This is a genomic window from Piscinibacter sp. (assembly GCF_050175855.1).
Lineage (GTDB): Bacteria > Pseudomonadota > Gammaproteobacteria > Burkholderiales > Burkholderiaceae_C > Piscinibacter.
Genome location: NZ_JBFXIO010000073.1, coordinates 1 through 14,747 on the forward strand (window position 1 = coordinate 1; position 14,747 = coordinate 14,747).

At 70.4% G+C, this 14,747-nt stretch carries 14 protein-coding genes; 7 read left to right on the top strand and 7 right to left on the bottom strand.

All coding sequences use genetic code 11. The features are described from left to right. Window positions 1-171: 171 nt before the first annotated feature. The gene (locus tag AB7U92_RS07960; RefSeq protein ID WP_428575647.1) at window positions 172-921 is read right to left on the bottom strand and encodes a helix-turn-helix domain-containing protein; all 750 of its coding nucleotides are present in this window, start codon (window positions 919-921) and stop codon (window positions 172-174) included. Window positions 922-1,057: 136 nt separating this feature from the next. Here AB7U92_RS07960 and AB7U92_RS07965 point away from each other — a divergent pair, with 136 nt between their 5' ends. From AB7U92_RS07965 to AB7U92_RS07980, 4 genes are read left to right on the top strand one after another with little or no spacing between them, the layout of a single operon-like run. Then, a complete protein-coding gene (locus AB7U92_RS07965) occupies window positions 1,058-1,504 on the top strand; it encodes a YiaA/YiaB family inner membrane protein (protein ID WP_428575648.1) in 447 nt (148 codons plus the stop codon). Window positions 1,505-1,512: 8 nt separating this feature from the next. After that, on the top strand, window positions 1,513-1,932 hold the full coding sequence (locus AB7U92_RS07970) for a hypothetical protein (protein ID WP_428575649.1): 420 nt from the start codon (window positions 1,513-1,515) through the stop codon (window positions 1,930-1,932). Next, window positions 1,929-2,714 carry a DUF2145 domain-containing protein gene (locus AB7U92_RS07975; RefSeq protein WP_428575650.1) on the top strand — a complete coding sequence of 262 codons (786 nt, stop codon included), beginning with the start codon at window positions 1,929-1,931 and terminating at the stop codon, window positions 2,712-2,714. Before AB7U92_RS07970 ends, AB7U92_RS07975 begins: the two co-directional genes overlap by 4 nt. Before the next feature lie 31 nt (window positions 2,715-2,745). Continuing rightward, a complete protein-coding gene (locus AB7U92_RS07980; protein ID WP_428575651.1) occupies window positions 2,746-4,644 on the top strand; it encodes an MFS transporter in 1,899 nt (632 codons plus the stop codon). Between the two features lie 11 nt (window positions 4,645-4,655). On the opposite strand, the gene ubiM is transcribed toward AB7U92_RS07980, so the two are convergent. From ubiM to AB7U92_RS08005, 5 genes are all read right to left on the bottom strand, one after another. Further along, a complete protein-coding gene (gene ubiM, locus AB7U92_RS07985; RefSeq protein WP_428575652.1) occupies window positions 4,656-5,963 on the bottom strand; it encodes a 5-demethoxyubiquinol-8 5-hydroxylase UbiM in 1,308 nt (435 codons plus the stop codon). An 84-nt stretch (window positions 5,964-6,047) separates the two neighbouring features. After that, window positions 6,048-7,175 carry a tRNA guanosine(34) transglycosylase Tgt gene (gene tgt / locus AB7U92_RS07990; protein WP_428575653.1) on the bottom strand — a complete coding sequence of 376 codons (1,128 nt, stop codon included), beginning with the start codon at window positions 7,173-7,175 and terminating at the stop codon, window positions 6,048-6,050. A 120-nt stretch (window positions 7,176-7,295) separates the two neighbouring features. After that, complete coding sequence (locus tag AB7U92_RS07995; RefSeq protein ID WP_428575654.1) at window positions 7,296-7,676, bottom strand: c-type cytochrome; 381 nt, start codon at window positions 7,674-7,676, stop codon at window positions 7,296-7,298. Window positions 7,677-7,813: 137 nt separating this feature from the next. Then, complete coding sequence (gene queA, locus AB7U92_RS08000; RefSeq protein ID WP_428575655.1) at window positions 7,814-8,896, bottom strand: tRNA preQ1(34) S-adenosylmethionine ribosyltransferase-isomerase QueA; 1,083 nt, start codon at window positions 8,894-8,896, stop codon at window positions 7,814-7,816. 65 nt (window positions 8,897-8,961) lie between these two features. After that, on the bottom strand, window positions 8,962-9,090 hold the full coding sequence (locus AB7U92_RS08005) for a hypothetical protein (protein WP_428575656.1): 129 nt from the start codon (window positions 9,088-9,090) through the stop codon (window positions 8,962-8,964). A 34-nt stretch (window positions 9,091-9,124) separates the two neighbouring features. Between AB7U92_RS08005 and recG the strand changes: the two genes are divergently transcribed. Next, on the top strand, window positions 9,125-11,311 hold the full coding sequence (gene recG, locus AB7U92_RS08010) for an ATP-dependent DNA helicase RecG (RefSeq protein ID WP_428575657.1): 2,187 nt from the start codon (window positions 9,125-9,127) through the stop codon (window positions 11,309-11,311). Between the two features lie 4 nt (window positions 11,312-11,315). Here recG and AB7U92_RS08015 read toward each other — a convergent pair whose 3' ends face one another. Next, window positions 11,316-11,855, bottom strand: coding sequence for a hypothetical protein (locus AB7U92_RS08015; RefSeq protein ID WP_428575658.1), 540 nt, complete (start codon window positions 11,853-11,855; stop codon window positions 11,316-11,318). A 141-nt stretch (window positions 11,856-11,996) separates the two neighbouring features. Here AB7U92_RS08015 and AB7U92_RS08020 point away from each other — a divergent pair, with 141 nt between their 5' ends. Together AB7U92_RS08020 and katG are read left to right on the top strand one after the other, a co-directional pair. Next, window positions 11,997-12,920, top strand: coding sequence for a hydrogen peroxide-inducible genes activator (locus tag AB7U92_RS08020; RefSeq protein ID WP_428575659.1), 924 nt, complete (start codon window positions 11,997-11,999; stop codon window positions 12,918-12,920). A 124-nt stretch (window positions 12,921-13,044) separates the two neighbouring features. After that, on the top strand, window positions 13,045-14,747 hold a 1,703-nt coding region (gene katG / locus AB7U92_RS08025), incomplete at its 3' end, for a catalase/peroxidase HPI (RefSeq protein ID WP_428575660.1).

Consider the following 14,747-nt stretch of genomic DNA (forward strand, 5'->3'; position numbering starts at 1 on the left):
TCGCTGCCGCACGACCCGAACCTCACGCCGGCCACGCTGGCAGTGAAGCTCCACAGCCCGCTGGCGCAGACGCTCGCCGGCCCGCGTGTGGCGGCCACGCGCGGCGGTGCGACCGCCGCAGCCACCACCGCAGCTGCCGCAGCAGCGACCCTGCCGGCGCGCTGAGGCCCCTCAGGGAATCCGGTCGGGTTCCCGCTTGAGGTCTCGAAAGGCGGCGAACAGCCACGAGCGCATGCCCACCACCAGCGTGTAGGGCCGCTTCTGGTCGGGCGCGAGCTTCTGGTCGGCCAGGTGCTGCTGGGCGAAGTCCTGGCCCACGCGCTGCAGCCGTTCCATGAAGGTGGCGGCCAGGCTGCGGCCGATCTGGCCGTGCACCAGCATCAGCATCTCGCCCTCGCCGTCGAAGCCGCCGCTGAAGTAGTCGTCGACGACGTGCTCGCGGAAGTACTGCATCGCCGGGCCGTTGGGCCGCCAGCGGAAGCCCTTGGCCACCTTCAGCCGGTAGCGGTTCAGCGGACGCAGCTCGATGAAGCCGAGCTTGTCGAGCTGCACCAGGCACTTCACGCACTCCGCCTCGGTGAGCGTGTAGGTGGCGACGATCTGCTCGAAGGTCCACTGGCTCAGCGCGCAGATCGCCACCAGCAGCAGCTTGCGGTCGGCGATCAGCGCGGCCTCCTGCTCGTGCGTGAGCTCGCGGCGCAGCGGCTGCGCATCGGCCACCTTGCGCGCCAGGTCGGCGAAGTCCATCTTCAGCACGCGCAGCACCTCGTCGATGCGCGACAGCGGCATGTCGGCCTTGGCGAAGATGCGCTTGATGCTCGACTCGGCCATGCCGAGCTCCTGCGCGAGGTCGGCGTAGGTGATGCCCGCGGCCTTCAGCTCCGCTTTCAGCGCGGTGACCAGGTCCTGGGTCGTGCTCATCGTGTTTGGCTCCCGAAAAGTACCGCTCAACGATACTTCAGGCACGCCGGCGTGCAACCCTCCTTGGGGTGATGGATACCCGCGGCGCGCCACGCCACCATGCGCTCACCTTCAACCACCCGACAGGGAAGAACGCATGAGCCGCCTCGCGATCCACCACGACACCAAGGCCTGGAAGGCCCAGGTCTGGATCTCCTTCGCCGTTGCCGCCTGCCTGTGCGCCGTCGGCCTGGCCTACCTGCCGGGCCAGGATCTCGACCGCGCCTTCATGTTCATGGGCTACGGCTTCTGCCTCTCGGCGGCCTTCATGGTCGCCAAGTACGTGCGCGACAACCAGGGCCAGCGTGTCGACACGCCGATGTGGGGCACCGTGGTCTGGGGCGGCTTCGCGCTGGCGATGACGCTGACCGGCTGGGGCCTGTGGCGCATGGACATCAACCCGACCTACAAGGCCTTCCTCGGCGTGGCCTGGCTGTTCCTGATCTCCAGCGTGTTCACGCTGGCCAAGACGCTGCGCGACGCCCACGAGGCACGCATCGCGGAGATCCGCGCCGAAGCGCGCCGCATGGCCAACGAACAGTGAGGCCCGTCATGACGAATCGATTCCTCCGCTCCTTCGCCGCCGCGGCCGCGCTGGCCGCGGCCCTGGCGGGCCCGGCCCGCGCCCACGTCAACGCCTCGGACGCCAGCGCGCTGTCGGCCCTGCCGGTGGCGGTGTCGGTGGCTGCTCCGGCCATGCTGCTGTCCGGCGGCGTGATGCTCACGGTGGTGGCCGTCGAGGCCTCCGCCGAGGGCACGGTGTGGGTGCTGGAGCGCGCCTCCGACGGCGCGCGCGCCAGCGTCACGCTGTCGGCCGCCGCGGCCGGCAGCCTGTCGGTCGCGGCCGGCACGGCGGTCGTGGTCACGGCCTTCAGCGCCGGCTGGGTGCTGTCGGCCGCCGGCCAGGCGCTGGCCTACATCCCCAACGAGATCGGCAAGGCGCTGCTCTACAACGAGCGCATCAGCCGATGAGAGCCGCCCTCGTTCTTGCGCTCGCGATCGCGTCGCAGTTCGCCGCGGGCGCCGCCCAGGCCGGGCGCAGCTGCGAGCAGAAGCCGCCGCAGGCCGTCAGCGTGCAGCGCGCGATGACGCTGGCCCAGCACACCGCCGCCGCGCTCGACGCCAGCGGCGCGCAGGTGGTGGTGCTGGCGCGCGCGGGGCAGGACCTGTCGAAGTACGGCCTGGCCTGGTCGCACCTCGGCCTGGCCTACAAGGACGGCACCCGCTGGCGCGTGGTGCACAAGCTCAATGCCTGCGGCAGCGCGCGCGCCGATGTCTACCGCCAGGGCCTGGGCGAGTTCTTCCTCGACGACCTGCACGAGTACAAGGCCGGCGTGGTGGTGCCCGATCCCGCCGTGCAGGCGAAGCTGCTGCCGGTGCTGCGCGACAACACGCAGGCCCTGCGCCTGCACACCAGCGCCTACAGCATGGTGGCCTACCCCTGGGCGCAGCGCTACCAGCAGAGCAACCAGTGGGCGATCGAGACGCTGGCGATGGCGCAGTCGGCGGACGCCGCCGGCTTCAGCCGCGAACGTGCCCAGGCCTGGCTGAAGTTCAGCGGCTACGAGCCGACCACGCTGCGCCTGGGTGCCTTCACCCGCCTCGGCGCCCGCGCCACCGCGGCGAACATCGCCTTCGACGACCATCCGAACGAGAAGCGCTTCTCGGATCGCATCGAGACGGTCACGGTGGACTCGGTCTTCACGTGGTTGAATCGCAGCGGGCTCGGCGGGCCCGTCCAGGTGATCCGCTGACCAGAAGACCAAGAACGATCAGGAGGAACCGGTGAGCACACCGCACGACCCGCACCCCAACCAGTTCGCGCTGCTCGGCCAGCGCCGCTTCGCGCCCTTCTTCTGGGCGCAGTTCCTCGGCGCGGGGAACGACAACCTGTTCAAGTTCGCCTTCACCGTGATGGTCACCTACGGCGCGGCGAACGCCGGCAGCCTGGCGCCGGCGCTCGTCGTGCAGCTGATCGCGGCGCTGTTCATCCTGCCCTTCCTGCTCTTCTCTGCCACTTCGGGCCAGCTGGCCGACAAGTACGACAAGGCCACGCTGATCCGCTTCGTCAAGAGCCTGGAGATCGCGATCATGGCGGCGGCGCTGTACGGCTTCACCGCGAAGAACGTGCCGGTGCTGCTGGGCTGCACCTTCCTGCTCGGTGTGCACTCGACGCTGTTCGGCCCGGTGAAGTACGCCTACCTGCCGCAGCACCTGAACGAGCGCGAGCTCACCGGCGGCAACGGCATGGTGGAGATGGGCACCTTCGTGGCCATCCTGCTCGGCAACGTGGTCGGCGGGCTGCTGATTGCCGTGCCCGAGGTCGGCCCCAGCTACGTGGCCTGGAGCTGCCTGGCGCTGGCTGTGCTGGGCCGCGTGAGCGCGCAGTTCGTGCCCAGCGCCATGCCGACGGATGCCGCGCTGAAGATCAACTGGAATCCCTTCACCGAGACCTGGCGCAACCTCAAGCTGGCGCACGAGAACATCGTGGTGTTCCGCTCGCTGCTGGGCATCTCCTGGATGTGGTTCTTCGGCGCGGTGTTCCTGACGCAGTTCCCATCGTTCGCCAAGGACGTGCTCGGCGGCAACGAGCAGGTGGCCTCGCTGCTGCTGGTGGTGTTCTCGATCGGCATCGCGATCGGCTCGCTGATGTGCGAGACGCTGTCGCGCCGCCACGTCGAGATCGGCCTGGTGCCCTTCGGCGCCTTCGGCATGAGCGTCTTCTCGATCGACCTGTACTTCGCCTCGCGCGGCATCGTCCACCCCGAGACGGCGCTCACGCTCGGCCAGTTCGTCGCGCTCGGCGCCAACTGGCGCGTGATGGCCGACCTGGCACTGCTGGCCCTCTTTGCCGGCCTGTACAGCGTGCCGATGTATGCGCTGATCCAGATGCGCGCGCAGCCCAGCCACCGCTCGCGCATCATCGCTGCCAACAACATCCTCAATGCGCTGTTCATGATCGGCAGCGCCGCGATGGCCGCGCTGCTGCTCAAGGCCGGCGTCACGGTGCCGCAGCTGTTCCTGATCACCGGGCTGCTCAACCTGCTGGTGGCCGGCTACATCTTCCTGCTGGTGCCCGAGTACCTGCTGCGCTTCATCGCCTGGGTGGCCACGCGGCTCGTGTACCGCTTCAAGGTGCGCGGCGACGAGCACATCCCGACCGAAGGCGCTGCCATCCTGGTGTGCAACCACGTCAGCTTCGTCGACGCGATCCTGCTGATGGCGGCGAGCCCGCGGCCGATCGTCTTCATCATGGACCACCGCATCTTCGCCACACCGGTGCTGGGCACGCTGTTCCGCCTGGCCAAGGCCATTCCGATCGCGCCTCAGAAGGAAGACGCCCAGGCCTACGAGCAGGCTTTCGTGCGCGCGAAGCAGGTGCTGGATGGCGGCGACCTGCTGGCCATCTTCCCCGAGGGTGGCATCACGCGCGACGGCACGCTCGGCGAGTTCAAGGGCGGGGTGATGAAGCTGCTCGAGGCCAATCCGGTGCCGGTGGTCCCGCTGGCGCTGCAGAACCTGTGGGGCTCGTTCTTCTCGCGCATCGACGGCAACGCGATGGCCAAGCCCTTCCGCCGTGGCTTCTTCAGCCGCGTCGGCCTCGTGGCGGGCGAGCCGGTGCCGGCGGCGCAGGTCAGCCCGGCCGGCCTGCGCGAACGGGTGAGCGCCCTGCTGGCGTCCTGATCAGGCTCGCCTCAGCTTCGCCACAGCGACGCCAGCGTCGACGGCAGCGGGGGCAGCTTCGGCAAGGGCGGCAGGGGCGGCAACGGCGGCCAGGGCGTGGCGGTGCTGCGCGTCAGCCGGCTCGTGATGGCGCTCTTCAGCGGCGGCAGGTGTTCGGCCACGCGCACCACCGCCTGGCGCAGCAGCCGCGCCGCCTCGCCGTCGTCGGTGAACAGGCCGACGATCGCGTTGGTGCCGTGGAAGATCGGCCAGGTCTCGCGGCGGTGCCGCGTCTCGTAGGGTTGCAGCACGTCGATGCGGCCGAGGTCGCGGCCGGCGCGGTGCGCCGCGGCGAGCAAGGCGCTGAGCACGTCGACGCCGTACAGGCCGAAGTTGTAGCCGTGCGCGGTGACCGGGTGCATGCCCACCGCCGCATCGCCGATCAGCGCGAAGCGCTCGGCCACGAAGCGCTGCGCATACACCGCCACCAGCGGATAGAGGTGGCGCGCGCCGCGCATCCTCATCTCGCCGAGCCGGCCGCCGAGCTGCTGCTGCGCCCAGGCGGTGAACTGCTCGTCGCTCCAGCGCTGCATCGCCAGCGCCTGGTCGGATGACACCGTCACCACGATCGAGCTCTCGCCGCCGTTCATCGGCAGCACCGCCAGCGTGTGGCCGCGGTGGAAGCACTCCTGCGCCACCGCGCGGTTCGACTCGGTGTGCGCCATGCGGCAGACGATCACGCTGCGGCCGAAGTCGCGCATCTGCGCGCCGATGCCGGCCTGGCGGCGCGACTCGGAGAAGCGACTGTCGGCAGCGACGATCAGCGGCGCGCGCAGCGTGGATTCGGCGCCATCGCCCGCGCGGCAACGCAGCGTCGCGCCCGCCGCGTCGATGGCCAGGCCGAGCACCTTGGTGGACGGACGCAGCTCGATCGCCTCGCGGCCCTGCACCGCCTGCCAGCTGGCGCGGCGGATCACGTGGTTGGCCACCAGCCAGCCCAGCTCGCCCTCGCCCGATCCTTGCGGGTCGAAGCGCAGCGGCTTGAGGTCGCTGCCGTTGTAGACCTCGGCCTCGCGCAGCGGCGCGACCTCGGCCTCGGGCAGGCGCTCCCACAGGCCGAGGCGGCGCATCACCACCGCCGCACGGTGGGTCAGCGCGATGTCGCGGCCGTCGGGGGCGGGATCGGCCAGCGTGGCGGCGTCCTGCGCATCGAGCACGATGCTGCGGACGGAGGCATCGGCCAGCGCACGCGCCAGCGCCAGGCCGCTCGGGCCCGCGCCGATGATCAGCACGTCGGTGTCGAAAGGAGCGGCCTGGTCGGCCGGGATGCGGCGGGGCATGGCGGTGGCATCGCGTCAAAGGGACGACGATCTTCGGCGCCGCCCCGCGCCGCGGGCCTGACCCGCATCAACCTCCGTTCGGACTCAGACGCCGCGCGCGCGGTCCTGAGCGAACTTCGCCGCGAAGGCCGCGAACGCGCCGGCATCCAGCGCTTCGCGCACCTCGCGCATCAGGTTCACGTAGTAGTGCAGGTTGTGGATGCTGGCCAGCATCGGCCCGAGCATCTCGTTGCAGCGGTCGAGGTGGTGCAGGTAGGCGCGGCTGAAGCTCGCGCAGGTGGGGCAGGCGCAGGTCTCGTCGACCGGCCGTTCGTCGGTCTTGTAGCGGGCGTTGCGCAGGCGCAGGTCGCCGAAGCGGGTGAACAGGTGGCCGTTGCGCGCGTTGCGGGTGGGCATCACGCAGTCGAACATGTCCACGCCCTGGCCCACGCCCTCGACCAGGTCTTCCGGCGTGCCCACGCCCATCAGGTAGCGCGGCTTGCCCGCGGGCAGGCGGTGCGGCGTGTGCGCCATGATGCGTTGCATGTCCTCCTTGGGCTCGCCGACGCTGACGCCGCCGATGGCGTAGCCCGGCAAGTCGAGCTCGACGAGAGCATTCAGCGACTCCTCGCGCAGGTGCTCGAACATGCCGCCCTGCACGATCCCGAACAGGGCGTTCGGGTTCTCCAGCCGCTCGAATTCCGCCAGACAGCGCCTGGCCCAGCGCAGGCTCAGCTCCATCGAGACGCGTGCTTCCTTCTCGGTGGTGATGTGCCCCTTGGTCTCGTAGGGCGTGCACTCGTCGAACTGCATGACGATGTCGCTGTTGAGCACGCGCTGGATCTGCATGCTCACCTCGGGCGTGAGGAACAGCTTGTCGCCGTTGACCGGCGAGGCGAACTTCACGCCCTCCTCGCTGATCTTGCGCATGTCGCCGAGCGACCAGACCTGGAAGCCGCCGCTGTCGGTGAGGATGGGCTTGTTCCAGGCCTCGAAGCGGTGCAGCCCGCCGAACTGGCGCAGGATGTCCAGCCCCGGGCGCAGCCACAGGTGGAAGGTGTTGCCGAGGATGATCTGCGCGCCCATCGCCTCAAGCGACGAGGGCATCACGCCCTTGACCGTGCCGTAGGTGCCCACCGGCATGAAGACCGGCGTCTCGACGACGCCGTGGTTGAGCGTCAGCCGGCCACGGCGGGCGTGGCCTTCGGTCCTGAGCAGTTCGAACTGGAGCATGCCCTGATTGTCGGGGGGAACAGGCGCCCCTCGCTCGGCGGGTACGCCGAGCGATCCCCCGAGGGGATCGCGGGCCGGCTTGGGAGCGGCCCGGGCTCGGCCCGCTGCCCTGCGAGAGCGTCAGCCCTTCTTCGCGGGCTGCAGTGCCAGGATCCACTCCACCAGCTTCTTCGCGTCGGCCTCCTTGATCGCCACCGCGTTGGGCGGCATCGCCAAGCCGCTGGCCTGGCCCTTCCAGTGGCTGTCGTAGGGGTTGGAGCCCTTCATCACGATGCCGGTCAGCTGCGCCTGCGCGCCCTTCACGCCCTTGTACTTGGCGGCCACGTCGCGCCAGGCCGGGCCGATCGGCGGCAGGCCGTCGGGGCCCTTGGCGCCGGGCTCGACGTCGTGGCAGGTCAGGCAGCCCGCGTTCTTCGCCAGCGCGGTCATCGCCTCGTCGTTGCCGGCAGCCAGCGCCGGCAGGGCAGCGAGCAGCAGCAGGAGCAGCGGGGTCTTCTTCATGGGGTCCTCCTCGAAGGATCGTTGTACCTGCGACCCATGCTAGGAAGCGACCCCTTGGCCGATTTGAGATCGGTCAACCGCCCACCGCGTTTTGCCAGAGTGGAGCAATGCGCCGATGCCTCGGCGCGACGCCTGTCTCAGCGCGGAGCAGCGACTGTCTCGCGCTCGAGCAGCATCGCGTCGCCGTAGCTGAAGAAGCGGTAGCGCTGGCGCACGGCGTGGGCGTACAGCGCCATCACGCGCTCGTGCCCGGCGAAGGCGCTGACCAGCATCATGAGCGTGCTCTTCGGCAGGTGGAAATTGGTGATCAGCCGGTCGACCACGAGGAACGTGAAGCCCGGCGTGATGAAGATGTCGGTGTCGCGTGCGCCGGCGGCGAGCGTGCCGCCGAGCGCTGCCGATTCGAGCGCACGCAGCGTGGTGGTGCCCACCGCGACCACGCGCCGCCCGGCGGCCCTTGCCTTCGCCACGGCATCCACCGTGGCCTGCGGCACCTCGAACCATTCGCTGTGCATGCGGTGCTCGGCGATGTTCTCGCTGCGCACCGGCTGGAAGGTGCCGGCACCCACGTGCAGCGTCACGCTGGCCAGGCCGACACCGCGCTCGCGCAACGCAGCGAGCACGGTCTCGTCGAAATGCAGCGCGGCGGTGGGCGCGGCCACCGCGCCCGGGTTCTTCGCGAACACGGTCTGGTAGCGCCGCTCGTCTTCGGCCGTGTCGGCATGGGTGATGTAGGGCGGCAGCGGCACGTGGCCGTGGCGCTCGAGCAGCGCCAGCGGCTCGCCGGGAAAGCGCAGGTGGAAAAGCGAACCGTCCGGCCCGCCGCGGCCGAGCACCTCGGCCTCGAAGGCGGAAGCGCCTTCGGCGGCGGTGAATCGCACCACGCTGCCCGGCTTGGGCGACTTGCTCGCGCGCAGGTGCACCAGCACCTCGTGGCCCGGCAGCACGCGCTCGACCAGCGCCTCGACCGCGCCGCCGCTGGCCTTCGCGCCGAGCAGCCGCGCCTTCATGACGCGGGTGTCGTTGAAGATCAGCAGGTCGCCGGCGTCGAGCAGCGCGGGAAGCTCGCGGAAGACGCGGTCCACGGGCGTCGGCCCGGTCGCATCGAGCAGGCGCGAAGCAGAGCGTTCAGGGGCGGGATGCTGGGCGATCAGCTCGGCCGGCAGGTCGAAATCGAAGTCGGCGAGCGTGTAGGAGCGAGGAGGTGTCGTGTCGGGCATGGAGGCTGTACCGGCCTGTGATGCGAGGCCGCGATGGTGCCATGCCGCGGGACTGGAGGGCGCCGTCAGTGAGGGCCGACGCGTGCCGCCGGCTGGGCCGCCGCGCGTTCCGAGCGATCCCAGGCCAGCGCCGAGAGCGCGCTGACGACGGCCACGACGGCCAGGACGAGGGCAACACGGGCGACGAAGCGCATGGCGGGGCAGCAGGGGGTGACGACGACGGCCGCGATGCTAAGGCCGCGCGCCGGCTCCCCGGCTAGAGAGAACTCCCGGGGGCGCCAAGGTGGCGCTGTACGACTGCGACGCGCGACACCCGCCGGGCAGATGTCACGCCTGCAGCGGCGAGAATCGGCGCCCATGGCCGAGGCCGCGCCCCCGTCGAACGAGAAGAAGCCGAAGTCGGCGCCGCAGCGTGCGCTGGAGAAGCTCGGCCTCGTGCGCGACATCGACCTCGCCCTGCATCTGCCGCTGCGCTACGAGGACGAGACCCGGCTCGTGCCCATCGCTTCGCTGCGCGACGGCGACACCGCGCAGGTCGAGGGCGTGGTCACCGACAGCCGCGTGCAGTTCCGCCCGCGCCGGCAGCTCGTCGTGCGGCTCTCCGACGGCGACGACGAGCTGGTGCTGCGCTTCCTGAACTTCTACCCCTCGCACCAGAAGACGCTGGCCGAGGGCGCGCGCGTAAGGGTGCGCGGCGAGGCACGCGGAGGCTTCTTCGGGCTGGAGATGGTGCACCCGAGCTTCAAGGCGGTGGAGGCGGGCTCGCCGCTGGCCCGCGCACTGACGCCCGTGTACCCCACCACGGCGCAGCTGCCGCAGGCCTATCTGCGCAAGGCGGTGGCCTCGGGCCTGGCGCGCGCCGACCTGTCGGAGCAACTGCCGCCCGGCACGGTGCCGCCTTCGCTGCCGCCGCTGCGCGAGGCGCTGCAGTTCCTGCACCACCCGGCGCCCGACGTGAGCGTGGCGGCACTGGAAGACCACAGCCACCCGGCCTGGCAGCGGCTGAAGTTCGAGGAGCTGCTGGCCCAGCAGCTCTCGCAACTGAAGGCCAAGCAGGAGCGCGAGCGGCAGCGCGCCCCGGCCTTCGCGGTGCGCGCCGGCGGCCTGCAGGAGAAGCTGCTCGCCGCGCTGCCGTTCGCGCTGACCGAGGCGCAGCGCCGCGTGGTGGAGGAGATCGCCCGCGACCTGGGTCGCGAGACTCCGATGCACCGCCTGCTGCAGGGCGACGTCGGCTCGGGCAAGACGGTGGTGGCGGCGCTGGCCGCAGCGATCGCCATCGAGCAGGGCTGGCAGTGCGCGCTGATGGCGCCCACCGAGATCCTCGCCGAGCAGCACCTGCGCAAGCTGGTCGGCTGGCTCACGCCGCTGGGCATCACCGTGGCCTGGCTCACCGGCAGCCGCAAGGGCAAGGCGCGCCGCGAGATGCTGGAGAAGGTGGCCTCGGGCGAGGCGGCACTGGTGGTCGGCACCCATGCGGTGATCCAGGACCAGGTCGAATTCGCGAAGCTGGGACTGGCGATCATCGACGAGCAGCATCGCTTCGGCGTGCAGCAGCGGCTGGCCCTGCGCTCCAAGCTGCAGGACGGGCCGCTGGAGCCGCACACGCTGATGATGTCGGCCACACCGATCCCCAGGACGCTGGCGATGACGCTGTTCGCCGACCTCGACATCAGCACCATCGACGAGCTGCCGCCCGGCCGCACGCCGGTGGTCACCAAGCTGTTCGCCGACGACAAGCGCGAGGCGGTGATCGCGCGCATCCGCGACGAGGTGGCGGCAGGCCGGCAGGTCTACTGGGTCTGCCCGCTGATCGAGGAGAGCGAGACGCTCGACCTGCAGAACGCCACCGCCACCCACCAGCAGCTGTGCGCGGCGCTGCCGGGGCAGATGGTCGGCCTGCTGCACGGCCGCATGCCGGCGGCGGAGAAGGCGGCGGTGATGTCGCTGTTCTCCGGCGGTCAGATGGGCGTGCTGGTGTCGACCACCGTCATCGAGGTCGGCGTCGACGTGCCCAACGCCTCGCTGATGGTGATCGAGCACGCCGAGCGTTTCGGCCTCTCGCAGCTGCATCAGCTGCGCGGACGCGTCGGCCGCGGCGCGGTGGCGAGCGTCTGCGTGCTCATCTACACGACGCCGCTGTCGGACACCGCCAAGTCGCGGCTGAAGGCGATGATCGAGACGAACGATGGTTTCGAGATCGCGCGGCGCGACCTGGAGATCCGCGGCCCCGGCGAGTTCTTCGGCGCGCGGCAGTCGGGCGCGCCGCTGCTGCGCTTTGCCGACCTCGCCGAGGACGAGCCGCTGGTGCGGCTCGCGCGCACGGCGGCGCTGGCGCTGCTGTCGCAGCATCCGCAGGCCGCCGAGCGGCACGTGGCGCGCTGGCTGGGTTCGAAGAGCGACTACCTGAAGGCCTGAGCACTCATCCGAAGTGCATCTGGTACTTGGCACCGTCAGAGAACAGGCAAACCCCTGTGCCCTGGGCCGGCCCGCTGATCAGGTACTCGCACTGCACGTTCACGCCCTTGGGCCCGTAGGCGTTGGCGATGCCGCGCCGCCCGCTGAAGTGGCGCGCGTTGGTGCCCAGCACCTCGTTGTGGAGGCGGCCGAAGGCGGCGTAGCTCGTGTCGACGCGCGTGGCCTCGCCCTGCAGCGTGTCGCCCAGGTAGGCCAGGCTGAAGCTGCCGCGGCCGGTGTGGCTGTCGACGACCAGTGCGTTGAGCAGACCACCCTGATTGGCCTGCGGGTTCAGCGGGTACAGGCGAACGTGGAGCACGCCGGGCTGGGGCGGCGCGGAAGGCGCCGGCGGCGTGACGACGGTGACGCTGCCCCCCTCGCGCAAGCCGGGCGGCGGGTAGGGCTGGCCGGTACGCGGATCGAGCGGCACCACGTAGCAGGCGGAGAGGGCACCCGCCGCGGCGAGCGCGGCGAGCAGGAGGCGGGGGCGTGAGGCTGTGTCCATGAATCGGGTGCATGCGCGGCACATGCCGCCCGCGCAGGTTCCCGCGCTCCGGCCGACGCGGCAAGCGCCGGACGCCGCAGTACCGCCGCGCGAGCCCGGCCGGCGCACGCCGCGATGCGCGGCGCTGCGATACTTGCGGGCATGACGCTCACCGAACTCCGCTACATCGTCGCCGTCGCGCGGGAGAAGCACTTCGGCCGTGCCGCCGAGGCCTGCTTCGTCTCGCAGCCCACGCTCAGCGTCGCGATCAAGAAGCTCGAGGAAGAGCTCGACGTGAAGATCTTCGAGCGCGGCGCCAGCGAGGTGAGCGTCACGCCGCTGGGCGAGGAGATCGTGCGCCAGGCGCAGTCGGTGATCGAGCAGGCCGCGGCCATCAAGGAGATCGCCAAGCGCGGCAAGGACCCGATTTCCGGCCCGCTGCGCCTGGGCGTGATCTACACCATCGGCCCCTACCTGTTGCCGGATCTGGTGAAGCAGGCGATCGAGCGCGTGCCGCAGATGCCGCTGATCATCCAGGAGAACTTCACCGCCAAGCTGCTGGAGATGCTGCGTACCGGCGAGCTGGATGCGGCCATCATGGCCGAGCCCTTCCCCGACACCGGCCTGGCGGTGGCGCCGCTGTACGACGAGCCCTTCATGGCGGCCGTGCCGAAGTCGCACCCGCTGGCCAAGCGCAAGAGCCTGACCGCCGAGGAGCTGAAGAGCGAGACCATGCTGCTGCTGGGCACCGGGCACTGCTTCCGCGACCACGTGCTCGAGGTCTGCCCGGAGTACGCACGCTTCTCCAGCGACGCCGAGGGCATTCGCAAGAGCTTCGAGGGCAGTTCGCTGGAGACCATCAAGTACATGGTCGCCTCCGGCATGGGCGTGACGGTGGTGCCGCAGCTCAGCGTGCCGAAGGAGCCGCAATCGCACGTCACCTACATCAAGTTCTCCGCGCCGGCGCCCACGCGCCGCGTGGTGCTGGCCTGGCGGCGAACCTTCACGCGCTACGAGGCGATCGCCGCGCTGCGCAACTGCATCTACGCCTGCGAGTTGCCCGGGGTGAAGCGGCTGACCGACTGACCCGCCGCCTATCGGGCCGATAGCCCCAGCGGGCTATCGCGGTCTTCGAGGATTTCGCTTGGACCCTCGAGGCATCGCTTCCTACAGTCGGGGCTCCCTGGTCCCACAACTGCGAGGAAACACGATGAGCAAGCCCGAATCCCAAGCCGCAGCCGGTTGCCCGTTCGCGCACGGCGCGCCGAGCAATGCCCGCGCCGGCGGCCGCAGCAACCGCGACTGGTGGCCCGAGCAATTCAACCTGTCGATCCTGCACCAGCACTCGGCGAAGTCCGACCCGATGGGCGAGGACTTCGACTATGCGAAGGAGTTCAAGAGCCTCGACCTCGACGCCGTGGTCAAGGACCTGCACGCGCTGATGACCGATTCGCAGGACTGGTGGCCGGCCGACTGGGGCCACTACGGCGGCCTGATGATCCGCATGGCCTGGCACGCCGCCGGCACCTACCGCATCGCCGACGGCCGCGGCGGCGCCGGCCACGGCAACCAGCGCTTCGCGCCGCTGAACAGCTGGCCGGACAACGGCAACCTCGACAAGGCGCGCCGCCTGCTGTGGCCGATCAAGCAGAAGTACGGCAAGCAGCTGTCGTGGGCCGACCTGATGATCCTGGCCGGCAACGTCGCGCTCGAGTCGATGGGCTTCAAGACCTTCGGCTTCGCCGGCGGCCGCCCCGACATCTGGGAGCCCGAGGAAGACATCAACTGGGGCACCGAGATGAAGTGGCTGGCATCCAGCAAGGAGGCCAACAGCCGCTACTCCGGCGAGCGCGAACTCGCCAACCCGCTGGCCGCGGTGCAGATGGGCCTGATCTACGTGAATCCGCAGGGCCCGGACGGCAACCCCGACCCGGTGGCCTCCGGCCGCGACGTGCGCGAGACCTTCGCCCGCATGGCCATGAACGACGAGGAAACCGTGGCGCTGGTGGCCGGCGGCCACACCTTCGGCAAGGCGCACGGCGCCGGCCCGGAAAGCCACGTCGGCCCGGAGCCCGAGGGCGCGCCCATCGAGGAACAGGGCTTCGGCTGGAAGAACAGCTTCGGCACCGGCAAGGGCGTGCACACCATCACCAGCGGCATCGAGGGCGCGTGGAAGCCCAACCCCACGAAGTGGGACATGGGCTACTTCGACATGCTGTTCGGCTACGAGTGGGAGCTGACCAAGAGCCCGGCCGGCGCCCACCAGTGGACGCCGAAGAACTGCAAGCCCGAGCACCTGATTCCCGACGCGCACGACCCGGCCAGGAAGCATCCGCCGATGATGACCACGGCCGACCTCTCGCTGCGCTTCGACCCGGCCTACGAGAAGATCTCGCGCCGCTTCCACCAGGATCCGGCCGCCTTCGCCGACGCCTTCGCCCGCGCCTGGTTCAAGTTGACCCACCGCGACATGGGCCCGCGCGCCCGCTACCTGGGCAAGCTGGTGCCGAAGGACGTGCTCATCTGGCAGGACCCGGTGCCGGCGGTCGACCACCCGCTGGTGGATGCCAAGGACATCGCGGCGCTGAAGGAGAAGGTGCTGGCCTCCGGCCTGTCGATCGGCCAGCTGGTGCGCACCGCCTGGGCCTCGGCCTCGACCTTCCGTGGCAGCGACAAGCGCGGCGGCGCCAACGGCGCGCGCATCCGTCTCGCGCCGCAGAAGGAGTGGGCGGCCAACGATCCGGCCGAGCTCGGCAAGGTGCTGGCCAAACTGGAAGGCATCCAGAAGGCCTTCATCGCCTCGGCTCCGGGCGGCCGGAAGGTCTCGCTGGCCGACCTGATCGTGCTGGCCGGAGGCGCGGCGATCGATGCCGCCGCCCAAGCCGCGGGCCAGAGCGTGACGGTGCCGTTCGC

Coding starts and splice junctions, on each gene's coding strand:
- AB7U92_RS07960 (WP_428575647.1), bottom strand. CDS start 921: ATGAGCACGACCCAGGACCTGGTCACCGCGCTGAAAGCGGAGCTGAAG.
- AB7U92_RS07965 (WP_428575648.1), top strand. CDS start 1,058: ATGAGCCGCCTCGCGATCCACCACGACACCAAGGCCTGGAAGGCCCAG.
- AB7U92_RS07970 (WP_428575649.1), top strand. CDS start 1,513: ATGACGAATCGATTCCTCCGCTCCTTCGCCGCCGCGGCCGCGCTGGCC.
- AB7U92_RS07975 (WP_428575650.1), top strand. CDS start 1,929: ATGAGAGCCGCCCTCGTTCTTGCGCTCGCGATCGCGTCGCAGTTCGCC.
- ubiM (WP_428575652.1), bottom strand. CDS start 5,963: ATGCCCCGCCGCATCCCGGCCGACCAGGCCGCTCCTTTCGACACCGAC.
- tgt (WP_428575653.1), bottom strand. CDS start 7,175: ATGCTCCAGTTCGAACTGCTCAGGACCGAAGGCCACGCCCGCCGTGGC.
- AB7U92_RS07995 (WP_428575654.1), bottom strand. CDS start 7,676: ATGAAGAAGACCCCGCTGCTCCTGCTGCTGCTCGCTGCCCTGCCGGCG.
- queA (WP_428575655.1), bottom strand. CDS start 8,896: ATGCCCGACACGACACCTCCTCGCTCCTACACGCTCGCCGACTTCGAT.
- AB7U92_RS08005 (WP_428575656.1), bottom strand. CDS start 9,090: ATGCGCTTCGTCGCCCGTGTTGCCCTCGTCCTGGCCGTCGTGGCCGTC.
- recG (WP_428575657.1), top strand. CDS start 9,125: ATGCTAAGGCCGCGCGCCGGCTCCCCGGCTAGAGAGAACTCCCGGGGG.
- AB7U92_RS08015 (WP_428575658.1), bottom strand. CDS start 11,855: ATGGACACAGCCTCACGCCCCCGCCTCCTGCTCGCCGCGCTCGCCGCG.
- AB7U92_RS08020 (WP_428575659.1), top strand. CDS start 11,997: ATGACGCTCACCGAACTCCGCTACATCGTCGCCGTCGCGCGGGAGAAG.